The 22,194-nt window shown below is 60.8% G+C and carries 21 protein-coding genes; 5 read left to right on the top strand and 16 right to left on the bottom strand.

Annotated elements, in window-relative coordinates:
* Nucleotides 1–279 (bottom strand): transposase (locus AB5Y97_RS11535; RefSeq protein WP_368157254.1); only part of this gene is annotated, 279 nt, incomplete at its 3' end.
* A gap of 504 nt (nucleotides 280–783) precedes the next feature.
* Between AB5Y97_RS11535 and AB5Y97_RS11540 the strand changes: the two genes are divergently transcribed.
* Complete coding sequence (locus AB5Y97_RS11540) at nucleotides 784–1,074, top strand: hypothetical protein (RefSeq protein ID WP_201946864.1); 291 nt, start codon at nucleotides 784–786, stop codon at nucleotides 1,072–1,074.
* 21 nt (nucleotides 1,075–1,095) lie between these two features.
* On the opposite strand, the gene AB5Y97_RS11545 is transcribed toward AB5Y97_RS11540, so the two are convergent.
* The 5 genes from AB5Y97_RS11545 to phnR all read right to left on the bottom strand — a co-directional run bounded on the left by AB5Y97_RS11545 (nucleotide 1,096) and on the right by phnR (nucleotide 7,468).
* Nucleotides 1,096–2,502 carry an FAD-dependent oxidoreductase gene (locus AB5Y97_RS11545; protein WP_368157954.1) on the bottom strand — a complete coding sequence of 469 codons (1,407 nt, stop codon included), beginning with the start codon at nucleotides 2,500–2,502 and terminating at the stop codon, nucleotides 1,096–1,098.
* A gap of 18 nt (nucleotides 2,503–2,520) precedes the next feature.
* Complete coding sequence (locus tag AB5Y97_RS11550; protein WP_368157956.1) at nucleotides 2,521–4,257, bottom strand: putative 2-aminoethylphosphonate ABC transporter permease subunit; 1,737 nt, start codon at nucleotides 4,255–4,257, stop codon at nucleotides 2,521–2,523.
* On the bottom strand, nucleotides 4,254–5,348 hold the full coding sequence (locus AB5Y97_RS11555; protein ID WP_368157958.1) for a putative 2-aminoethylphosphonate ABC transporter ATP-binding protein: 1,095 nt from the start codon (nucleotides 5,346–5,348) through the stop codon (nucleotides 4,254–4,256). The genes AB5Y97_RS11550 and AB5Y97_RS11555 overlap by 4 nt, the downstream gene beginning before the upstream one ends.
* A 272-nt stretch (nucleotides 5,349–5,620) precedes the next feature.
* Nucleotides 5,621–6,640, bottom strand: a complete 1,020-nt coding sequence (locus AB5Y97_RS11560) for a putative 2-aminoethylphosphonate ABC transporter substrate-binding protein (protein ID WP_368157960.1) — start codon at nucleotides 6,638–6,640, stop codon at nucleotides 5,621–5,623.
* Between the two features lie 120 nt (nucleotides 6,641–6,760).
* Nucleotides 6,761–7,468, bottom strand: a complete 708-nt coding sequence (gene phnR / locus AB5Y97_RS11565) for a phosphonate utilization transcriptional regulator PhnR (RefSeq protein WP_005300236.1) — start codon at nucleotides 7,466–7,468, stop codon at nucleotides 6,761–6,763.
* A gap of 277 nt (nucleotides 7,469–7,745) precedes the next feature.
* Between phnR and phnW the strand changes: the two genes are divergently transcribed.
* From phnW to phnX, 3 genes are read left to right on the top strand one after another with little or no spacing between them, the layout of a single operon-like run.
* On the top strand, nucleotides 7,746–8,885 hold the full coding sequence (phnW, locus tag AB5Y97_RS11570) for a 2-aminoethylphosphonate--pyruvate transaminase (protein ID WP_368157962.1): 1,140 nt from the start codon (nucleotides 7,746–7,748) through the stop codon (nucleotides 8,883–8,885).
* Nucleotides 8,885–10,324, top strand: a complete 1,440-nt coding sequence (locus AB5Y97_RS11575) for an aspartate aminotransferase family protein (RefSeq protein ID WP_368157964.1) — start codon at nucleotides 8,885–8,887, stop codon at nucleotides 10,322–10,324. The genes phnW and AB5Y97_RS11575 overlap by 1 nt, the downstream gene beginning before the upstream one ends.
* Nucleotides 10,317–11,156, top strand: a complete 840-nt coding sequence (phnX, locus tag AB5Y97_RS11580; RefSeq protein ID WP_368157966.1) for a phosphonoacetaldehyde hydrolase — start codon at nucleotides 10,317–10,319, stop codon at nucleotides 11,154–11,156. The genes AB5Y97_RS11575 and phnX overlap by 8 nt, the downstream gene beginning before the upstream one ends.
* Nucleotides 11,157–11,254: 98 nt before the next feature.
* Here the strand turns inward: phnX and AB5Y97_RS11585 are convergent, their stop codons facing one another.
* From AB5Y97_RS11585 to AB5Y97_RS11630, 10 genes are all read right to left on the bottom strand, one after another.
* Nucleotides 11,255–11,707 (bottom strand): NUDIX pyrophosphatase, encoded by a 453-nt coding sequence (locus tag AB5Y97_RS11585; RefSeq protein WP_368157968.1) that lies wholly within the window; start codon nucleotides 11,705–11,707, stop codon nucleotides 11,255–11,257.
* A gap of 54 nt (nucleotides 11,708–11,761) precedes the next feature.
* Complete coding sequence (locus AB5Y97_RS11590) at nucleotides 11,762–12,391, bottom strand: DUF2268 domain-containing putative Zn-dependent protease (protein ID WP_368157970.1); 630 nt, start codon at nucleotides 12,389–12,391, stop codon at nucleotides 11,762–11,764.
* 91 nt (nucleotides 12,392–12,482) lie between these two features.
* Nucleotides 12,483–13,685 carry a heme lyase NrfEFG subunit NrfF gene (nrfF, locus tag AB5Y97_RS11595; RefSeq protein WP_368157972.1) on the bottom strand — a complete coding sequence of 401 codons (1,203 nt, stop codon included), beginning with the start codon at nucleotides 13,683–13,685 and terminating at the stop codon, nucleotides 12,483–12,485.
* A complete protein-coding gene (locus tag AB5Y97_RS11600; RefSeq protein ID WP_368157974.1) occupies nucleotides 13,682–14,257 on the bottom strand; it encodes a DsbE family thiol:disulfide interchange protein in 576 nt (191 codons plus the stop codon). Before AB5Y97_RS11600 ends, nrfF begins: the two co-directional genes overlap by 4 nt.
* Nucleotides 14,254–16,221 carry a heme lyase NrfEFG subunit NrfE gene (nrfE, locus tag AB5Y97_RS11605; protein WP_368157977.1) on the bottom strand — a complete coding sequence of 656 codons (1,968 nt, stop codon included), beginning with the start codon at nucleotides 16,219–16,221 and terminating at the stop codon, nucleotides 14,254–14,256. The genes AB5Y97_RS11600 and nrfE overlap by 4 nt, the downstream gene beginning before the upstream one ends.
* Nucleotides 16,222–16,394: 173 nt before the next feature.
* Nucleotides 16,395–17,351, bottom strand: coding sequence for a cytochrome c nitrite reductase subunit NrfD (gene nrfD / locus AB5Y97_RS11610; RefSeq protein WP_368157979.1), 957 nt, complete (start codon nucleotides 17,349–17,351; stop codon nucleotides 16,395–16,397).
* Nucleotides 17,348–18,028, bottom strand: coding sequence for a cytochrome c nitrite reductase Fe-S protein (gene nrfC, locus AB5Y97_RS11615; RefSeq protein WP_368157981.1), 681 nt, complete (start codon nucleotides 18,026–18,028; stop codon nucleotides 17,348–17,350). The genes nrfD and nrfC overlap by 4 nt, the downstream gene beginning before the upstream one ends.
* On the bottom strand, nucleotides 18,025–18,624 hold the full coding sequence (gene nrfB, locus AB5Y97_RS11620; RefSeq protein WP_368157982.1) for a cytochrome c nitrite reductase pentaheme subunit: 600 nt from the start codon (nucleotides 18,622–18,624) through the stop codon (nucleotides 18,025–18,027). The genes nrfC and nrfB overlap by 4 nt, the downstream gene beginning before the upstream one ends.
* A gap of 51 nt (nucleotides 18,625–18,675) precedes the next feature.
* Nucleotides 18,676–20,121 (bottom strand): ammonia-forming nitrite reductase cytochrome c552 subunit, encoded by a 1,446-nt coding sequence (nrfA, locus tag AB5Y97_RS11625; protein WP_368157986.1) that lies wholly within the window; start codon nucleotides 20,119–20,121, stop codon nucleotides 18,676–18,678.
* A 358-nt stretch (nucleotides 20,122–20,479) separates the two neighbouring features.
* On the bottom strand, nucleotides 20,480–20,914 hold the full coding sequence (locus AB5Y97_RS11630; protein WP_368157984.1) for a hypothetical protein: 435 nt from the start codon (nucleotides 20,912–20,914) through the stop codon (nucleotides 20,480–20,482).
* Here AB5Y97_RS11630 and AB5Y97_RS11635 point away from each other — a divergent pair.
* Entirely contained in the window at nucleotides 20,913–22,181 is a 1,269-nt protein-coding gene (locus tag AB5Y97_RS11635; RefSeq protein ID WP_041206016.1) for an IS4-like element ISAeme4 family transposase, read from the top strand. The two genes, AB5Y97_RS11630 and AB5Y97_RS11635, sit on opposite strands and share 2 nt — an antisense overlap.
* Nucleotides 22,182–22,194: the final 13 nt, after the last annotated feature.

The raw sequence follows: 22,194 nt of genomic DNA on the forward strand, positions 1-22,194 counted from the left end.
TATCTGCTCCGGGCTCCACCACCAGGCGAGTGTCAGCTCGACAAACTGGATGACATCGGCAGATAGCCGAGATTTGGCCGCACTGGCCCGTCGGTGGGTGGCGTGCTGATGCGCATTGTCTGGCTGGTAGCCCTGCGGCCCGGCGTTACGACGCAGCTCCCGGTAGAGGGTGGAGCGATGAACGCCAATGGCGCGTGCGGTGGCAAGGATGGACATCCCCTGTGCGCGAAGCACCGATAACTGGTATCGTTGCCCCTCGGTCAACTGCTGATAGCTCATGGTGATACTGCTTTTACTTTGGCGAGCATAAGGGTACCACCAATCATCAGTTGGCCACCTCTCGCCATTCATCCATGAGTGTCGCACTTATTATCTGAATTCCCGTGGAACAGAAAACTCATAATTATCAAAATGAGTGGCGCTATGTTCAACCATTGCCACTTTACAATAACCGCACAACTAGTGAACTGGTCGACGCAATCCAAAGGCCTGGCTGGGCGAGTATGTTGCGTTGCCTTAAGATAAACCATGATGACATTTCCTGTTTTACTACTTCGAAAGAATATGAAGATGAGTTTTCAAATTGGCTTGCTGAACACAATATAAATAAACCACTAATAGTTAAAGAATACTTTTCTGATAACTTTAGGTTAATGGGGGTTTGGAGATTTATTTGTAATTCGTGGCGTTCTTAGTTTTCTGTTATTAGGGGTGAAAATATAGATCATCTCGTATTTTTGGATAAAAATGGTATCTCGTATGTTGGGCTAAAAAGGTAGGTTGGTGCTGAACGAAGTGAAGTCCAACGTTTACCGTGAAATATGCCTGTCAATCTGTTTACAGTTCGGCCACACCTTTGTTTATCCCGCTCTGGTTGGCACAATCATGCTCGCCTGTTGGGCTTCGCTACGCTCTGCTCCAACCTACAAATCACGCTATCTCAATCCTGCCGCCGCTGGGATCAATCAGCTGATCACGCTTGGCGATAATGCCCCTCAGATTTCACCTGTAAAAATGCCGACCCTCGGGTCGGCAGTTTCAAGAAATAGGGTGTGGGGCGAACAGTATGGGTAATGTTTGTCCGTTATCACTGGGCTATTTATCCGCCTTGCCCGCCGCATCGGCAAGTTTGGCCAGCTGTTTGTCATACCAGGCCACCGGACGGTTTTCATCTTCCGCCCGCTCCTTGCGCCGGATGGCGTTGCGCACCGCCATGGCGCCCAGCCAGCGAAAGGGTTCGGGCAGAAAATAGCCCCGCGGGCCGCTGACCAGTGCGCATTCGCGCCACGGCTTATCTGATCCCCGAGCTTCATCGCGCACCAAAGCCGCCAGGATCTGGCCGCCGATCCAGCTTTGCGCCACTCCGTTGCCGGAGTAGCCGAGACCATAGACGATATTGGGCTGCCCTCGCCAGTGGCCGAAGAAGGGGAGGCCATCCACCGAGCGGTCGGAGGCGCCGCACCAGCTGGCGGCGATGGGCACCTCTTTAAGCGCCGGAAAGAAGCGGCGCAGGGTGCGGGTGAGGGGGGCAAGATAGCGGCTCGGCGCATCGAACTCGGCCAGATGGCGGTTGGCAAAGGCGAAGGTGTTGCCCCCCTTGCCCAGCATCAGCCGTCCTTGCGGGGTGGAGCGGTAGTAATGGACAAAGGTGCGGCCATCCACCACGCTGCGACCGTGCTCAAGCTGCTGAGCAGCCAGTGCATCCGGCGCGGGGTCGGTTATCACCATATCGGAGGAGACCAGCACGATGCTGCGGCGAAACTCGCGAAAGTGCTGCACCATGGCGCTGTTGAGGGCCAGCACCACCTTGCGGGCACGCACCTCGCCCTGTGGCGTTTGCACCCGCGCTGGCTGGCCCGCCTCAAGGCGCTGCATGGGGGAGTGCTCATAGACCTCGACCCCCAGTTCTCGCGCCACCCGCAGCAGACCGCGCACCAGCAGTGCCGGTTGCACCGAACCCGCGTGGGGGCTGTAGAGCCCCTCCAGATGAACGTGGGAGCCGCTCTGGCTCGCCAGTTCACCCTCTTCAACAGCCTGCCACTGGTTAAGGCCAGCTCGCTTGAGTTCCTGCAATACCGGCTCCATCAGGCCGCGCTGGGCCTCGCTGGTGGCGGTGTAGCAGGTGCCCTCGACCCTCAGCTCCGCTTCTATGTTGTGCGTTTCGCAGAAGCGGGCGATCTCGTGTACCGCCTGCTCGGATCTTTGTACCAGCCAGGCGGCCTGCTCTTCGCCAAACAGGCGCCTTAACGTCAAATACTTCGCCGACCAGGTGAGCAGGCAGCCGCCGTTGCGCCCCGAGGCACCGCTGCCGCAGCGATCTTTCTCCAGCACTATGACGTGCAGGTGGGGCTCGGCCTGTTTAAGGGCGATGGCGCTCCACAGCCCGGTAAAGCCGCCGCCGACGATGCAGACATCGGCCTCGTGGTGGCCGTGAAGTGGCTTGGGAGGCGCGGGCTGTTCGGCGGCGAGCGCTTCGGCCAGCCAGAAGGGGAGAGTGGACATGATGACTCCTCGATAAGGTTATTGGTGGCGCCAGCGCTGGGTGCGATCCAGCAGGGCGCGGCTCAAAAAGAGCTGGAGCAGCTTGACGGTGGCGGCGGCCAGCAGGATCAGGGTGGCCATGGCGGCAGCCGCGGCGGTATCGCCGGAATCCTCCATGTTGAGCACGGCGATGGAGGCGAGCACGCTGTCGCTCGAGTAGAGGAAGATCACCGCCGAGGTGGTGGTCATGGCGTTGACGAACAGGTAAATGAAGATCTCCAGCAGCGCGGGCAGGGAGGCGGGCAGGGTGACTCGCCAGAACGCCTTCCAGAGCGGAATGCGCAATGAGATGGCCACCAGCTCCAGCTCCTTGGGCAACTGCTTGAGGCTGGTCAGCGCCGTCATATGGCCCACCGTGTAGTAGTGGATGACGCAGGAGAGCACCATCAGCGGCAGGGTGCCGTATAGGCCGCCAAAGAGCGGATTACCGTTGAAAAAGAAGATATAACCCAGCCCCAGCACCATGCCGGGCACCGCCAGCGACAGCATGGCAAGCAGATGTAGCAATTGGCGCAGCGGCGCAAAGTGGCGCCCCTTCTCCTGCGCCCAGGCCAGCACCATCACCAGCACGGTGCCGATAAGCGCGGTATAGAGGCCCAGCTGCAAGGTGTTGGTAAAGGGCTGCCAGCCGTAGACGCTATTGCTGTCAAAGGCGTAGTGATCCAGCGTCAGCTCGAGGTTGTAGGGCCAGAACTGCACCAGGGAGCCGTAAACGGCCATCCCCACCAGCGCCAGAAACAGCAGGGCCCAGAGGGTACACCAGCCGAGCGCCAGCAGGTCACGCAGCCGATGGGGTTTGGGCTGATAGGGCACCGCCTTGGTGCTGCTCTGCTCCTGCATCTTGCTGCGCACTCTGTGCTCCAGGGCAAAGCTCACGAGCGCCGGCAGCAGCAGGGTGACGCTGGCAACGGCGCCCAGCGAGAAGTTCTGCATCCCGATCACCTGCCGGTAGATGTCGGTGGCCAGCACGCTGTACTGGCCGCCAATCACCTTGGCAACCCCGAAGTCGCAGATGGTGAGGGTGAAGACCGCGATGGCTGCGCTGAGCAGGCCATAACGGGCGGTAGGCAGGGTGACGGTGACAAAGGTGCGCCAGCCGCTGCTGCCGAGCACCCGGGAGGCTTCATAGAGGCGGGCATCGCTCTGACCCAGCGCCGTGATGAGGATCATCAGGGCGTGGGGGAAGCACCAGAAGCCCAGACCAATGACGATGCCGATGGGGCCGTAGATGCTCTCGCCGCCGAGCAGCCCCTTGGCGATCCCCTGATTGCCAAACCAGTAGACCAGACTGATGGCGGGCAACAGGGAGGGCATCAACAGCGGGATCAAACCGATGAGGCGAAACAGGGGCTTGCCCGGCATGCAGGTGCGGGTGAGGGCGTAGGCGTAGCCAAAGGCGATGGTCACCACCAGCGCGGTGATCAGCACCCCGAGCCAGAGGGTGTTGCCTATGGTGCGCCCCAGATGAGGTGAGTCGAAGTAGGCGCTGAAGTTGGCAAGGCCCACCCAGAGGCCGTTCTCATCTTGCAGGCTCTTTTGCAGCATGGTGAGCAGCGGCAGCAGCAAGCCGCCGGTGAGCAGGGCGATGCCGAGCACCAGCAGGATCAGTTGCAGCAGCTGATCCCGGCTCCAGCCGCGACAGATCCGCTGCCAACGAGAGTCTTGCCGGGCTGTCGCTGGCGGCAACAGGGAAGAGGTCGCAAGGGGGGCAGTCATGGGCGCTCTCCTTCAAACAGCTGCATCGCCGCGGCGGGCCAGTGCAGCGAGCAGCGCATGCCGCTGCGCCAGCCCCCTTGTTCGTGGCGGGGCAGCTCGTGGGTCGGGCGCTCCACCAGAATTTGCTGCGGGCCCAGATAGGTGTCGGCGGTGCAGATAAGGCGCTGGGCGGCGCCGAGAAACTCCACCTGATCGATGGTTGCTTCAACGCCATGTTGGCCAAGATACGGCTCGCTCGGCGCACTCAGGGTGATTGCCTCGGGGCGGATCGCCACCTGCAATTTGCTGCCGGCAGCGGCCTGGTTGGCAAGTGTCAGCGGTTGTTCGTTGAGGCGCACCTGATTGGGGCTCAGCACCAGGGTCTCGAGGAAGTTCATGGTACCGACAAAGCTTGCCACGAAACGGCTGGCAGGCTGGTGGTAGATCTCCTGCGGGGTGCCCACCTGCACGATGCGGCCGCCCTCCATCACCACGATGCGATCGGCCATGGTCAGCGCCTCTTCCTGATCGTGGGTCACCATGATGGTGGTGATGCCAAGGCGCTGCTGCAGGGCGCGGATCTCGCTGCGAAGATGGGTGCGCACCAGTGCATCCAGCGCGCTGAGCGGTTCGTCCAGCAACAGCAGGCCGGGGGAGAGGGCCAAGGCCCGGGCCAGCGCCACCCGCTGCTGCTGGCCGCCTGAGATCTGGCTCGGGTATTTGTGGGACTGGGCAGTGAGATCCACCAGCCCCAGCCAGTGGTCCACCCGCTCCTTGATGAGATCCCGCGCCAGCCCCTGATTCTCAAGGCCGAAGGCGATGTTCTGGGCCACCGTCAAGTTGGGGAAGAGGGCATAGGACTGAAACACGATGCCAAAGTCGCGCTCCTGGGGCGGCAGGCGGGAGATATTGCGCCCTCCTTGCCAGATCTCGCCGCTGTCTGGCAGATCCAGCCCGGCGATCGCTCTGAGCAGGGTGGTTTTGCCGCAGCCGGAGGGGCCGAGAAAGCAGATAAACTCCCCCGGCTCAATGGTCAGAGAGATCCCCTTGAGGGCCTGAAAAGCACCGAACTGCTTGTTGAGATGTTGAATGTCCAGATAGGGCTGGGTCATGGTTCGACTCGCTACTGATTTGGTATATACCAGTTTGCGGGTGAAGTGTGACGGTCAGGTGATCGGGGGATGACAGCTTGATGACAGTCAAATGAGATCGGGTCGCCAGCAAGTGGCTGGGCACTGTGCGAATGGACTAAGCATCGCTAATTGAAGGCAATGCAAACTCGGGAAGTTAAAACCAAAAAGCGAAGGCCAACAGCTGTTGGCCTTCGACTGGCAGTTTATTGGCAGCGGTGTGTCTGGCGTGAACAAACCGCCGCCCTTCACGCTTACTGTTTGGCTTCAGTCTTGCCGTCGAAGCTGGCGCTCCACTGGGCCAGGATGGCGTTGCGCTCGCGGGCAGCCCAGCTAAAGTCGTTGTCGATCATCTGGCCTTTGATATCCGCCGGATAGCCCGCTCTCGGTTGGGCCACATCCGGGATGGCAACCACTGCGAACGACTTGTTGTAGAGGGCGTTGGCCTGTTCGGTGGCGGCAAAGTCGAGCAGCTGTTTGGCGGCTTCCAGCTGGGGGGTGCCCTTGATGATGGCGGCGGCTTCCATATCCCAGCCCGACCCCTCTTTCGGGAACACCACCTCGATGGGGGCACCCTTGGCTTTGAGGCTGGTAGCCGGAAAGTCGAAGGAGATACCGATCACCGTTTCACCGCTGGCGGCCAGCTTGCAGGGGGCGGAGCCCGAGTGGGTGTAACGGTCGATGTTCTGGTGCAGGCCGTTCATAAATTGCCAGCCCTGCTGCTCGCCCATGGTCTGCAGCCAGCCCGCAACGCTCAGGTAACCGGTGCCGGAGGAGCTGGGGTTGGGCATGATCACCTTGCCCTTGTAGATGGGCTTGGTGAGGTCGGCCCAGCTGGTGGGCGCCGGGATCCCCTGTTTCTCCGCCTCTACCTTGTTGAAGCAGATGGCGCTGAAGAAGGCGTCCAGACCGATCCAGTGCGGCTCGGCCTTGCTGTCGCGAAAGCGGCTGTCGAGCTTCTCCAGCCCTTTCGGTGCATAGGCATTGAGCATCTGCTGCTGATCGAGCTGCATCAGGCTGGTGGCTGCCAGTCCCCACACCACATCCGCTTTAGGCTGGGCTTTTTCTGCCAGCAAGCGGGCGGTGACCACGCCGGTGGAGTCACGCACCCACTTGATGTTGATATCCGGATGCTGGCGCTCGAACGCGGTTTTCAGCTCGTTGAGCTGCTCCGGTTCGAAGGCGGTGTAGACGGTGAGATCGGTCGCGGCCAGTGCCGGGGTGGTCATGGCAGCCAGCACGGCGACGGCCAGCAGATGGGTTCCCTGTTTCATCCTCTTCTCCAGTTAAATTGATTTGGTATAAACCAGATTGGTCGAGAGAGAGGCTAGGGGATCTTTATGACGTGACCGTGACAGCCCCGTGACGTTTTGCCGTTCCTGATTTATCCGTGACTAATCCTGGGTATCCACCTCGATCTCCAGACTGTCGTGGCGCCAGTACTCCAGATCGAAGTCGAGCACCCGGCCGTGCTGATCGAAGTTGAGCCGCTCGAGGCGCAGGGCGGGCAGGCCGGCGGTGGCTCCCAGCGCCTTGGCCACCTCGTCCGGCAGGGCGGTGGGGAAGAAGCGCACCTGCATGCGGGCATAATGAAGATCGTAATGGGCCTGGTAGATCTCGGTCAGACTGCCGTTGAGATCCAGCTCCAGCAGGCCGGGCACTCGCTCTGGCAGGCAGTGGTTCTCGCAGTAGCAGATGGCGCGCCCGTTGGCGTAGCGCAGCCGTTTTAGCAGAAACAGGCTGTCGAACGGCTTGAGCTGCAGCTGCGCCATCAACGCGGGCGGCACCGCCTGGCGGCTTTTCTCCAGTAGCTCGGTACGCGGCTCACCCCCTTGCTCCCGCACTATCTGGTGAAAGTTGGAGGTGCGTCTGGGGTTCAAGCGAAAGCGCGGCGGAGTGACGAACCAGCCGCGGCGATCCTCCCGATAGATAAGGCCGTTCGCTTCCAGCTGCACCAGCGCCTCGCGGATGGTAACCCGGGTGGTGCCATAGAGTTCCCCCAGCAGCCGCTCGGAGGGAAGCTTGTCGTTGGGGGCCAGACCCCCCGCCAGGATCTGGTTGGCGAGGGCATCCTTGATCTGCAGATATTGCGGTTTGCTCATGAAAATCCCTGGTTTTGCAATAAGTTGTGCAATGAGTTGGGCAATGGGCTGGGCAATGGGCTGGGCACAGGGCAGGTCATCTGCCCGGTCGTTACACGGCAACATCAACATGCGTTGGTAGATACCAGCATCGCCCCTGTTGTTCAGGCCTCCTAGATTATCGCGATCCCGGCGCTGAAAATGAATTTTTTGTTGCACGTAGCGCCACCCCTTTGACCTTGGCGGGGCAGTTACCCACAATGCGCTCATTCTGGTATATACCAAAAGGAGCGAAGTCATGACCCATATTCCTGCGGCCCCCGCCGCCGTCGATTACCTGCTGCTGACCCCAGGCCCCCTCTCGACCACCGCCACGGTGCGCGCCGCCATGCTGCAAGACAGCTGCACCTGGGATGCGGACTACAACCAGGGGGTGGTGGAGCCCATCCGCCGCGAGCTGGTGCGCCTCGCCACTGGCCCGGAATATCAAAGTGACTACAGCGCCGTGCTGCTGCAAGGGAGCGGTAGCTATGTGGTGGAGAGTGTGCTGGGCTCGGCGATAGGCGTCGATGAGTGTCTGCTGATCATCAACAACGGCGCCTACGGTGCTCGCATGGGGGAGATGGCCCGCTGCCTTGGCCTGCGCCACCATGAGCTGGACTGCGGCGAGACCACCCGCCCGGAACCCGCCGCCATCGAGGCGATGCTGGCGCGCCACCCCGAGATCACCCATTTGGCCATGGTGCACTGCGAGACCACCACCGGCATGCTCAACCCATTGGAGGAGGTGGCTGAGCTCTGCCAGCGCCGCGGCATTCGCCTGATCGTCGATGCCATGAGCAGCTTTGGCGGCATCCCCATCGACATGGGCCGCCTTGGCATCGAGTTTCTCATCAGCTCGGCCAACAAGTGCATTCAGGGGGTACCGGGTTTTGGCTTCGTCATCGCTCGCCGCGTGGCGCTCACGGCCTGTGCCGGTCGTGCCCGCTCGGTCTCCCTTGACCTGCACGCCCAGTGGCAGACCATGGAGCAGCAGGGGGGCAAGTGGCGCTTTACCTCCCCCACCCATACCGTGCTCGCCTTTGCCCAGGCCCTGCGCGAGCTGGATGAGGAGGGGGGCATTGAAGCCCGTCATCAGCGCTACAGCGAGAACCAGCGCACCCTGGTGGCGGGGATGGCTGCCCTCGGCTTTGCGCCGCTGCTGCCCGAGCAGTGGCAGTCTCCCATCATCACCGCCTTCTACTCTCCGGCCCATCCTGATTACCGCTTCGCCGACTTCTATCAGCGGCTCAAGGCGCAGGGCTTTGTCATCTATCCGGGCAAGGTCTCGCAAGCCGATTGCTTCCGTATCGGCAATATCGGTGATGTGACCCCGGAGCGGGTGCGCAGCTTGCTCGCCGCCATGGCCAGCGCCTGCTACTGGCAGGGGGCTGCGTGATGACCAGCATGCTGGCTCAGGGTCGTGATCTGCGTGGCTGCGATTTGCATGACCATAAGCTGCACGGCAGCGGCCGTGCCGACAGCGAAGGGGATATCAACCTCGGCGAGGGGCGGGCGCGCTGGTGGGCGGGCCAGAGCGAAGATGTACAGGCCGGATTGGCGGAGGATAGCCGCTACTTTCTCCATCAGGCACTCTCCACCCCCTGTCTGGATCTGATTGAGGGGGCGCAGGGGAGCTGGTTGACCAGCGTATCGGGCAAGCGTTACCTCGATTTTCACGGCAACAGCGTCCATCAGCTGGGCCACGGTCACCCCAGGGTGGTGGCCGCGGTGCAGCAGCAACTCGCCGATCTGCCGTTTGCGCCCCGCCGCTACACCCATCAGGTTGCCATCGACTGCGCCCGCACTCTGGCCGAACTGGCCCCCGGCGATCTCAACCGGGTGCTGTTCGCCCCCGGCGGCAGCGAGGTGGTGGGGATTGCTCTGAAGCTCGCCCGTTTCATCACCGGCAACAGCAAGGTGGTGTCCCTCTGGGATGCCTTTCATGGCGCCTCCCTCGATGCTATCTCGGTCGGCGGCGAGGCCTGTTTTCGCGCCGGTATGGGCCCGCTGATGGCCGGAGTGGAGCGCATCCCGCCGCCCACCCGTTATCGCGGCGTCTGGTATCGCGGGGAAGGGGATGACCTGCACTACGCCGATTATCTGGAGTACGTCATCGAGAAGGAGGGAGGGATCGGCGCCTTTATCGCCGAGCCCATCCGTAACACCGACGTACAGGTGCCCTCGAAGGCCTACTGGCAGCGGGTGCGGGAGATCTGCGATCGCCACAAGGTGCTGCTGATCGTCGACGAAATCCCCAATGCCCTGGGCCGCACCGGCCACTGGTTCAGCTTTGAAGAGTTCGGCATCGAACCCGACATCATCTGTCTGGGCAAGGGGCTGGGGGGCGGGGTGGTGCCGTTTGCAGCGCTTATCACCCGCGACCGTTTCAATCAGGCGGCAGCTATTTCACTCGGTCACTACACCCACGAGAAGAGCCCTATCGGCTGCGCGGCGGCCCTCGCGAGCATCGCTACCATCCGCGAAGAGGGATTGCTGGCAAAAGCGCAGGAGGATGGCCGCTTTATGGCGGCCGAGCTCGGCAAGTTGGCCGAACGTCATCCGCTGATCGGGCAGGTGCGCGGTATCGGTATGCTTTGGGCGCTCGATCTGGTGGTCGATCACCAGAGTCGCACCCGCAACAGCCAGGCCGCCGAACGGCTGCTCTACCGCAGTCTGGAGCTGGGGCTCAGCTTCAAGGTCTCCCAGGGCAACGTTATCCAGCTCTCGCCACCGCTCAATATCGCCCGCGCCGATCTGGTGCGCGCCATCACCATTCTCGATCGCGCATTGGGCGAGATCGCACTTTCACCGAAACAGGAACATCACCATGACTGAGTTGCAGACTGCCATCCACCCGACCACCGACGTGGAGGCGCTGATCCTCGACTGGGCCGGCACCGTCGTCGATTTCGGCTCCTTCGCCCCCACTTCCATCTTCGTCGAGGCCTTCGCCCGCGCCTATGACTTCCCCGTGACCCTGGACGAGGCGCGCCAGCCCATGGGCCTTGGCAAGTGGGATCATATCGCCGCGCTGGGCCGTCTGCCCTCGGTGGATGCGCGCTGGCAGGCTCGCTTTGGTCACCCCATGAGCCACGCCGAGGTGGACCACCTTTATCACACCTTTATGCCGCTGCAGATTGCCGCCGTGACCCGCTTTGCCACCCCCATCCCCGGTGTGCTGCCGGTGTTGGACGCTCTGCGGGTGCAGAGGCTGCGCATCGGCTCCTGCTCCGGTTATCCCCGTCCGGTGATGGAGGCGCTGGTACCAGCGGCGGCCGATCATGGCTATCGCCCGGATCATTGGGTCGCCACCGATGATCTCAAGGCAGGTGGTCGCCCCGGTCCCTGGATGGCGCTGGCCAACGTGATTGAGCTGGGAGTGAGCGCGGTGCATCGCTGCATCAAGGTGGATGACGCCGTACCCGGCATCAGCGAAGGGTTGAACGCCGGCATGTGGACCGTGGGGCTGTCGGTTTCCGGCAACGAATTTGGTGCCACCTGGGAAGCGTTTGCCGCCATGAGCGAGGCGGAGATCGCCGCCCGGCGCGCACCGGCCGAGGCCAAACTGCGGGCGGCGGGAGCTCACTACGTGATTGATACCCTTGCCGACATCGCCCCGGTTATCGCCGATATCAACCGCCGTCTGGCGGCTGGCGAGCGGCCATAGGCCATCGGTAGGGTCTAACAAAAGCGCTTGGCTGGCTTGAGATACAACACGCCCCCATCCGGGGGCGTGTTGTATCTATAGGGGGAAGTTGTGCGCGGTCAGCGGATATCGACCCGCATCAGGGGAGAGGGGGCGTTGTCGACAAAGTGGTGCCAGATATGGTCGTAGAGCGCCTTCTGGCCGGGGAAACTCACCAGCGCCTTGGCCTCGGCCAGGGAACACCAGCGATATTCGGTGTGCTCGTCGTTGAGGGTCACCGCCTGATTGGGCGGGCAATAGACCACAAAGACCGGTACCACCTCCACCGTATTCAAGGCAGCATCGTAAAACTGCTCCAGATACTGGCCGTTGTAGATCTCGCTTACCGTAATACCGGTCTCTTCGCCAAATTCGCGGATGATGGTTTGCCAGCCGGTTTCTCCAGTCTCCACCGTGCCGGCCACATGGCACCAGAAGCCCCCCTTGACCCGTTTCATCACCAGCAATTTGGTTTCGCCATCGACAGTGGTAAGGGCAACGCCAGAGACGGCCTTGCAGCGAATGGGGATCATGATCTTCTCTCCGGATTTGGGCTCTGTGATAGCCACGAACAGTGTGACGGTGTGTTAATTGAAATACGCCTCGGCGGGTAGGCCCATGACCTCTATTTCATTCAGGCCATTTTTGGCCAGATAGTTGGCCACCAGATTGAACCCCACCCAGTAACCGGCATATTTGGGAAATGGCCGGTTATCACGGCAGTAGAAAAAGTCTAAAAAGTTGAACTGCTTGCTGGATAGATGGGGCGTCATCTCTGCCAGGAGCGATTGCCAGTCATGGTGATGAGACTCCTTGAACAGCGAGGGGAGTGTGCCACCATTGAACCGCTGCTCAAAGTAGCAGGCCAGTCCTTCAAAAATCAGGTTTTCGGCCAGTGTTTCTGCTGCCACCTTGTTCTTCTTTTGCACGATATGGTGGACTTCGTGGGCCAGCACGGCAGGCAATTCGGTGATGATCACCTCTTTGATATCAGGCCGTTCCAGATCAAGCTGGAGTTCTATTCGATACATGTTGATGGCCCAGCCACCGATACCCGAGTCGGGCGCATCCCCCTCGGCAAAAGGGCTGAAGGTGACATCCAGTTGGGAGAGATCGAACAAGGCATTCAATTTGTGCGCCGTCTCGGCAAAAACGTGCGTAATGGTGTGATCGAGCCCATCGAATTTGCCCGAGTCGTTTAACAGGGTGAGTTGCATCCAGACATCCTTGTCTATTGAAAGAGAGTGCTGAGCCACTTGCGTGGTCGCGGCGCCATATCACCACGATTACCCTCCTTCAATCAAGGGGTTACCCGCCCATTATGCTTGCCGTCTGGATCGCCTCGATCAGCGCGGCCCGGTTGATGCGGGGGCGCTCTTCATCGAGCAGTTGCTGCCACAGCGCAATGGCCTGGCTGTAGCGACCATGCAGGAAGTGATCGGAGGCGAGCAGCATCAGGGCGCTCACTTCCCCCGCGTCCTGCTTGAGGGCGCTCTCCAGCAGGCGGGTTGCCTCGGGAGTCAGCTGCTGGCCCGCCTGATAGTAGAGCACGGTGGCTTGCGCGGCTTGAGTCGCCGCGCTGGCGCCCCCCTCCAGCAGCGCGAGGCGCTGATAGGCGAGCAGGGCGTTGTCATATTCGCCCCGATAGAGATAGAGCTGGCCGATCGCCGCCCAGCTGTCGAGATCGGCAGGATTGCGCTGAAGCTTCTGATGCAGCCTCCCCAGCTCCTTGTCCTGCAGATCCCGCGGGCTCAACCCCGCCAGCGGATCGGGACGGGATTGATACGCCTGCCACGCCTGATAACGGCCGCTGCCCAGATACACAGCGGCAACGGCCGCGATGGCCAGGAGGCCAAGCAGCAACAAGGCCCGCCCGTGCCGATGATTGCGGCCGCGATTGTCATGCTCGCTGGTCAGTTGCGCGCGCAGGGCCAGCTCAGCCGCCGGGATGGCGTTGGCCAGGCGGGCGGCGCTCAGCTCCCTGTAGAGTGGTTGGTCTGGGGAGAGGCCCGCTTGTTCTCCACGCATGATCAACAGATTCAGTTCGCTGCGCGGGTCGGCGGCGGGTTGATGGATTGACTCATCGATTGCCTTAACGGCAGGGATGGGGTGCGCCTTTGTGCTAGTGAGGCGGCGAAACAGGATCAACAGCGCCAGCCCCAACAGCAGCAGGGGACCGCCCCACAGCAGCGCCGTGCTGGCCTTTAAGGGGGGATCGTAGCGGACGAAATCACCGAAGCGCTCCGTCATGCGGGCGATCACCTGCTCATCGCTCTGTCCCTCGTCCACCCAGCGGTAGACCTCTAGCCGCAGATCCCGCGCGATGGGGGAGTTGGACTCCACCAGGTTCTGGTTCTGGCACTGGGGGCAGCGCAGGGCGCGGGCCACTTCCTGAGCGCGGGTCTGCCGCTCGGGGTGGCGAAACTGATAGGTGTCGACCCCGCTGGCAAGGGCCCCGAGGCTCAATGCCAGCAAGAGCGGCGCTATCAGGGTGTGGCCGAGACGGCTCATGGCTTGCTCTCCTGCACTTCTCTCTCCATTTCGGGCTGGTTGGCGGTGTTGCTGCGGGCCTTTGCAAGCAGGGGGGCAAACTGGCGTTGCCAGATCTCCCGGGTGAGCAGGCCGGTATGACGGGTCAGCAGGGCTCCATCGGCATCAAAGAGATAGGTTTCCGGCGTGCCGTAGACGCCGAGCTCCAGCGCCAGTTTGCCGTCGGGGTCGGCCAGCACGGCGCGATAGGGGTTGCCCGCCTGAATAAGCCAGGCGCGGGCAGCATCCCTCTTGTCCCGGTAGTTGAGACCGTAGAGGGGCATTGTTGCCGCGAGCTCGCTGAGCAGCGGATGTTCAGCGCGGCAGTTGGCGCACCAGCTGGCCCAGACGTTAAGCACAAAGGGCTCCCCCTTGAGGCTGGCGGTCTGGATCGGACTCCCGTCCAGCAGATTGTTGCTTTGCCACACAGGCAGGGTACGCCCGAGCGTCGCCTCATCCTGGCTGTAGGGATTGTTGCCAAGGCCGAGCCAGAGCAGGATGCCGAGGCTCAGTGTCAGCAGCAGTGGAAGAAAGAGGCGCAGGCGGGATCTCATAACGCCTCCTGTTCGAGCCGGGGATGGGAGGTGCCAACCGCAACGGAACGAGAGGCAAGCAAGGGGCGGCGGGCGAGCAGGCGCAGGGCGCCACCTGCCATCATCAACAGGCCACCGAGCCAGATCCAGCGTACCAGCGGCTTGTAGTGCAGCCGCATGGCATAGGCATCTGGCCCCATCTTCTCACCCAGCACCACGTAGAGATCGCCGAGCATACCCCACGCGATGCCCGGTTCGTTCATGTTCATGGTGCGCACGCTGTAGTGGCGCCGCTCCGGCGTCAGCCGCGCCACCTCTTTACCGTCTTTATGCACGCTAAGCGTGATGCGCTCGGCGGTATAGTTGGGGCCGATCACCGGCTCGCGCCCCTCATAACGAAACTCGAAGGCGCCGAGCTGGTAGGGCTGGTTGGCACTTAGCACTGTGCCTCCTTCCTGACTTTGGTGACTCACCTGCGCGATGCCGAGGGCACACACCGCCACCCCGAGGTGGGCCAGCAGGCTGCCGAACCTATTGAGGGTGAGCTCGCGCAGCAACGTCGGTTGCAAGAGCGGGAGCAAAAGACTGGCCATCAGCCAGAGGCTCACCATATTGGCGAGGATGCCAATCCAGCTACCGGAAAACGATCCCTGTTCCAGATAGGCAAGGCTAAGCAGCCCGCCACCAAGCAGCCCAAACAGCGGCGGCAACAGAGCGTTGAGTCGGGAATGTGGCGCAAGCTGCTGCCAGCGCAGGCGCGGCAGTTGGGTCATCAGCGTCATCAGGCAGAGGGCCAGCGGCACGAAGATGGTATTGAAATAGGGGGCACCCACCGAGAGCGAGCCCAGATGGAGCGACTGGAACACCATGGGGTAGAAGGTGCCGAGCAGCACGCTGGCGCAGGCCACGCAAAGCAGCAGGATAGCAGCACCGAGCAGTCCCTCCTTTGACAGCAAGCCAAAGCGGGCATAGGGGGCGCGAATGTCCGCCCGCAGGGCAAACAGGGTGAGGGCGCAGGTCAATAGCAAACCGAGCAGCAACAAGAGGGTGAGGCCGCGGCTGGGGTCGACTGCAAAGGCATGTACCGAGGTGAGCACTCCGGAGCGCACCACAAAGGTGCCGAGCAGGCTCAAGGCGAAGGTGAAGATGGAGAGCAACAGCACGGCGTGGCCGTAAGCGCCGCGCTTCTCGCAGACAATTAGAGCGTGCAGCAGGGCAGTGCCCAGCAGCCAGGGCAAGAGGGAGGCGTTTTCTACCGGATCCCAGAACCACCAGCCGCCCCAGCCCAGTTCGTAATAGGCCCACCAGGAGCCCAGCACGATGCCGGCGGTGAGAAAGACCCAGGAGCCGAGTGCCCAGGGGCGGCTCCAGTGAGCCACGGCGCCATCCAGTCTGCCCGAATGGAGCGCCGCCATGGCGAAGGCGAAGTTGACCGCAACGCCGACGTAACCGAGATAGAGCAGGGGCGGGTGGATGATGAGACCGATATCCTGCAGCATGGGGTTGAGATCGCGCCCCTCCAGCGGCCCCGGGAACTGGCGGTCAAACGGGCTGGAGAAGATCAGGGTATAGAGGGCGAACAGCCCGACGATCAGCCCCATGATGGCCAATACCCGAGTTGTAATCAGCGGATCGACCCGCCTGGAGCAAAGGGCCACCAGGGCGCCCCACAGCCCCAGCGCAAAGACGAAAAAGAGCATGGAGCCTTCATGGCCGCCCCATACCGCCGCCAGCTTGAAGCCCAGCGGCAGGGCGCTGTTGGCATGTTGGGCCACATAGACCAGGGTGAAGTCATCGAGGCCAAAACAGCTGGCGAGCAGCAGCAGGGCGGTCAACAGCAGGATGGCATTGATCAGCGCCAGCGGCGTGGCGCTGCGCAGCAGGGTCGGGGAGGCGAGGCGCAATCCCAGCCAGGGCAGGGTGCCCTGCAGCAAGGAGAGTGCCGCCGCCAGCAACAGTGAGAGATAGCCGAGCTCCGCCAGCACATAACCTCCGGTTCAATCTTTGATCTCATTCATGTCATGACACACACGCCGCGTCGTCTCCCTTTGGCGGGGAACATTGCCAAGCAACGGGTGTGGCATCACCAGAAATTCATTGGGCCAGCAACAAACCAGCGCCAGTCACCCAAGGGTGGCTGGCGCTGGTGATCATACCTTTAAACTACCGTCATCTGGCCGGCATAGAGCACAAAGTAGCGCAGCAGCAGGATCCCCACCAGGGTCAGGCTGCAGACCAGCACCAGATGGCCGTTTCGCTCCCGCAGGGGCGCCGGGGTCAGCAGGGCCAGCAGCTGGGGCAGCAGCATGCCGACCCCCACCACGCCGACCCAGAATACCTGAGCCCAGAAGCCGCTGCCGATGGCCGCCCACATCGCCACCTCTTTCTGGCCGCCACCGAAGTAGAGGCCGGTAAAGAAGCAGACCAGCAGCAACACCTCCACCGCCAGCACGGGTCGCTCGAAGCGATGCACGAAGCTCACCCCCTTGCTGTGATGGTTCTCCTTGAAGAGCGTCACCGCCAGCAAGATGGTGGAGGCGATGCCGGAGCTGATGCCCGAGACCAGAAACAGCACCGGCAGCACCGGGTTGTTCAAGAGCGGATAGGTCTTGAGCGCCGAGAGCAGAAAGCCGGTATAGGCACCCAGCAGAACGGCGAGCAGCAGCAAGAGCGGCGCCAGCAGCCGCTCGATGCGGGCGAGCCAGCCAATCAGGCCATCCACAAAAGCGAACTTCTCTTGCAGCAGGTGACGACGCAAGGTCTCAATCTCGGTGCGAAACACCACCGCCAGCCAGGCGAACAGCACCACCATATAGAGCTGGAACAGCATGACCCCCATCGACATCACGGAGTCGAACTGGTAGTGGAACATCAGCTTCCAGAAGGTCCAGGGGCGGGCCAGATGGAAGATAAGGATCAGCAGCCCCAATATCACGCTCGCCGGCGCCAGGATTGCGGTCGCCTTGATGATGCCGCTCTCGCTGCCTGCCCCCTTGCGGCGCAGCAGCACCGAGAGGGTGGTTGCCCCGGCGGAGATGCCTAGCAGAAAGAGATAGATAGCGATGGGCCAGTCCCACACGAGGGAAGGGAAGTGAAATGCCGCTTGCATGGTCATGACGTTATCTCCCCTTTGGGCACGCGGTACATCTTGGGCGAGGTGCCGAGCGCCTGCTTGTAGCGATAGGTGGTCTCCTTCACCAGCCGTTGGGCGATGGGGCTGTCCGGATCATCCAGATTGCCGAACACCAGCGCCTTGGTGGGGCAGGATTCCACGCAGGCCGGCTCCTTGCCCGCCGCGAGGTTGGTCTTGCGGCAAAAGTCGCACTTGTCTGCCACTCGGGTCACAGGGTTGATAAAGCGCACCTGATAGGGGCAGGCGGCCAGACAATACATGCAGCCGACGCAGAGATCCGCGTTGACATCGACGATGCCATCCTCCTTGCGAATATGGGAGGCGCCGGTGGGGCAGACGTGGACGCAGGGGGCGTTGTCGCAGTGCTGGCAGGACTTGCGAAAGAAGCGGTACTCGGCGTCGGGAAATTCCCCGATGGGGCCTGAGCGGATGATCTCGAGGCGCGAGACCCCTTCTGGCACTTTGTTCACTTCCCGGCAGGCATCCATGCAGGCGGTGCAGCCGATGCAGGCCGTCTCATCGTGGATCATGCCATAGCGGACCCCGTCTATGGTCTGGCTGTGGGCAAGGGGGGTGGCAAGGGTGCGAGTCGGCCCCGTCATCATGATAAGGGCCCCTGCGCCCATGCCCGCCATAAAGTCACGGCGAGAGCAGCTCATGATGCCTCCTTGCCGGTAGCCGATTTGGACTGCTCCTGCCGGGCCTTGCTGGCCTCATGCTGCTTGCTGTGGCAGTCGACGCAGAGCTTGATGCGGGATTTTTCCGGGGTCGCCACCATGGGCTCCTTGGCCGGATGCAACTGGTGACAGCTGGTGCAGGTGAGCTTGGTGGCGTGCACGACGTGGGCCCAGAGCGCCTCGCGCAGTGGTTTGGGCTCGTGGCAGCTCATGCAGACTCCATTCTGCTCGCTGATGGGATAAAGCTTGATGCTCTCTTTATCCTTCAGGCTGTGGCTGAAGCGCATCACATCCTTGACCCCTTCCCGGTGCTGGGGGGAGGGCTGGCCGTGGCAGTTGGTGCAGGTCACCGGCTTGAGGTTGTTGGGATTGGTCGCCTGACCATGCTTGCCGTGCATCCCTTCGCTCTGCTCCTTGTGACACTCGGTACAGGCCTTGTCGGGATTGCGTAAAAATTCCACCTCATGTGTAGCTGGAACAGGGGCAGCTGCCGGCTCGGCCGCCTGACCCTGCAGGCTGGTGAGCAACATGGCTGCCATCAGCATCAGTCGTAAAAAATCCATCGTTAAATCACCCATAGGAAGCCTCCATCCGCTGCGGGCCTGGTCTGGCCGGGCCCGCAGGCGCCGTTACTGTGCCAGCCGTCCGGCCGCTTTGGCCTCGGCATCCCAGGCGGGGACCGTGGTCTTGAGGAACTGGGCCTTGTCGCTGTTGAACTGCTTCATATCCATGCCAAGGGCGGCTTGCGCTTTCTCCTTGGTGGAGATGTCGGGGATGGCGATTTCGTGGCTGATCCCCTTGCTGGCCAACAGGCGCGCCAGCTTGGTGCGGGCGTCAGCGGCTTTATCCAGCGCGCTGCCAAGTACCTTGAGGGCCACTTCGGGGGCGTGCATCTGCACCCCGTGGGAGGCGATGGCGTAGTCCCAGCGCCACTGGGCGTGACGGATGTCCTGCAGAATATCCTTCATCTCTGCCTCGGTGGCGCCGGCATCCCAGGCCGCCTTGGCTTCAAAGTGGGCGTGTACCAGCTGCTTCTCGACCTTCAGCTTGGTCTCGATCACCGCCTCTTTGCGCTGTTTGACAATCCCTTGCAGCATCTCCTTGCTCTGGGTGTGGCAGTTGCGGCAGGTCTGCTCGAAGCGATCGAAGGGGTTACCCACCTTGTGATCCGTGTAGACCTTGCCCTGCTCGTTCTGCACCTTGGGCATGTGGCAGTCGACGCAGGCGACGTTGTTCTGGCCGTGAATGCCGGCGCGCCAGGTTTCGTACTCGGGGTGCTGGGCTTTCAGCATGGGGGTTTTGGAGAGGGCATGGGTCCAGTCGGCAAAGCCGATTTCATCGTAATAGGCCTCCATCTGCTCCACAGTGGTGCCCTTGTCCCAGGGGAATTTGACCGCCTTGGTGGGGCCGCTGAAGTAGTACTCCACGTGGCACTGGCCGCACACCTGGGACTGCTGATCAAAGCGCCCCTGATCCTTGAACGGCTTGCCGATGGCGGTCATGGCCCGATCGGCATAGGGACGGGAGAGGTGCAGGGCAGGTTTGCCCTCCTTGAACTCCTTCGAGGCGGTGTCGTGGCAGTCGGCGCAGCCGATGGTGTTGACGATTTCCGGCCCACCCTTGGCCCACATCCCTTTGAAGTAGCCATCTTCACCCTTCTCGTCGATGACGCGGGCCACATCCGGGCTCTTGCAGCTCCAGCAGGCCATGGGCAGGGGGCCATCTTCGGCGGTTTTCGGTGCGCCGGTGCGCAGGGTCTCACGCACATCGGTCAGCGCATAGAAGTGACCACGGGGTTTGTTGTAATCCTTGGAAAAGGGGTAACCGCCCCACAGCACCACCATATTGGGATCTTCCGCCAGCGCGTCGTTGAGCTTTTCGCTCTCGCGGGTAGCCTGCCAGCTTTTGAACTGATCGGCATGATCCTTGGCGAACAGCTCATTGCGTGCTTCTACTTTTTCTTTGGTTTGCGCCTCTTCGGCGGCCTGTACCCAGCCGCTGGTGCCAAGCCAGCTGGTCAGCAACAGGGCGGTGAGGCCCAGTTTGGAATGCCTGTTTTGTGAACCCACGTTTATCACTCCCAGATAAATGTTTTTTTGTCCGGTCTGACCCGATCCATCTTGTCGTGTGGACTTTATCCCCGTGGGGGAGGGCAGACATGCCGTTGGTGGTGAAACTGACCTTGCAGTACCTGATTACTCACGCTGAATTTATCAAACAGGTAAATTAAATGTTGTTTTATCAGAAGCAGAGTTGCGTCAGATCAATTGTTGAGACGGGAAAAAAGCTGAAATGAGATCTGGATTGAAATTTATGAGAATTCAACGCGTTGTATGGAGTGAGTTGGCAGATGAGGGATGGCTCTCTACCCAGGCGATTTACACATCCATGTTGGCGAGGGGTGCCATAGACTAATCCCATCAAGGTGGTGGATTACCCAACAAGTGAACCCATCATGTCAGGGGTTTGCAGCGATCCAGTAATAATAAAATTGTCACTTATGCGCATCAGTGAGGGCATTTTTCGCCAAACGACAGAATTGGTCATAACAACAGCGCTGGGGCCAGCGTTGAAGCGCAAATGGTTAGCTCTGTATGATGCTACTTTTTTCTTAATGCCCTTTTTTGGATGCACAAAGCAGCAGGTAATGGCCGTTTTAGGGGATGTCGTCATAAGATTGAGGCCTATAGCACTATTTATCGAAAATTGTGAAAAGACCAAAGTTGTCAGATGAGGTATGGTTCTTGAACAGATGAGCATTCTTTCATGTACAGGATCTTTAGCAGCAACCAATTGAAATAGATATAAAAATGGCTTCGATTGTGATCTGATTTTATCGCCAAACAAAACCGCCACGCACGAAGCCATGACCATTATCGATGCCAACCACTATCTTGAGCAACTTCTCTCTCCTGCCGAACTCGACCGCATTGCCCGTGACTGCCAATTTTGCTTGCGCAAACGAGCCATTACGCCTGCCATGCTGGTGACTGCACTCTTGCGGGCACTTGGCTGCGACCAGGTCGATGGTATCGCTGGATTGCACCATCATTTCAATGCCTTGCAACTGGTTGATGCCCATCAGGTTTCCTACAAGCCCTTTCACAACCAGTTGCGCAAAGCGTCGTTCGCCCTGTTCATGAAGGCGCTGGTTGAACGGGCTATCGCCTTGCGTATCGGCCAACAGATGAAGACTGCATCCCTTGGCGCATTCAAACAGGTGTTGTTGCAGGATGGTACTTCCTTTGCCGTCCACAAAAGCCTGGCCGAAGTGTTTCCGGGAAGGTTCAAGACCATTAGCCCGGCGGCAATCGAGTGTCATATGCTCATGTCTCTATTGGAGCAAAGTCCAGTTTGCATGCAGGTCTCTGCCGATACGGCGTCAGAGCGCCAGTTCCTGCCTGAGCCCGAGCGGCTCAATAACAGCCTGCTGTTGGCGGACGCGGGTTACATCGATATGGCCTACTTTGCGAAACTAAACGAGGCGGGCGGTTTCTATCTGGTCAGGGGTAGTAAGAGCCTGAACCCGAAGATTATCCGGGCATGGCGCGGTGACGAACGGGAAGTGCCGAAGCTGGCGGGCCTGTCACTCAAGGATGCTGGACGGCGGCACTGTCGGGCAGAGGTACTGGATATGGTGGTGAAATCGGGCAAGTTCGAGTATCGGCTGATCCGACGCTGGTTTGCCGAGGAGAAACGGTTCTGTATCTGGATGACCAATCTGCCACGAGAGGCATGGCCAGCAGAGCGGGTGATGAGCCTGTACCGCTGTCGTTGGCAGGTGGAGCTGCTGTTTAAGGAGTGGAAGTCGCACAACCGGCTCAAGGGCTTTGTGACAGGTCAGAAAGCCATTGCCGAGGGGCTGGTGTGGGCCAGCCTGTTGTCGCTGGTGATGAAAAGACGGGTAGCTCAGACGCTGATGGGGGACGGTTTATCCACACTGAAAGCGGCGAAAAATAGCGGAACCTGGTGGTTCCCGTTATTGGAAGCGGTGGCTCATCGGGTGTTGGTGGAAATAAGAGAGCGTCTGGAATGGGCTGCCGTTTACTTGGCGAAAAATGCCCGTCGAACCAAGCAGCGAAAATCGATACAGAACAGGACCTTAGAAGGAATTTCAAATGAAGTGTTTTCTTAAGGTCCTGTATATG

The organism is Aeromonas sp. R10-2 (assembly GCF_040908445.1).
In the GTDB taxonomy this organism is placed as follows: Bacteria; Pseudomonadota; Gammaproteobacteria; order Enterobacterales; family Aeromonadaceae; genus Aeromonas; species Aeromonas veronii.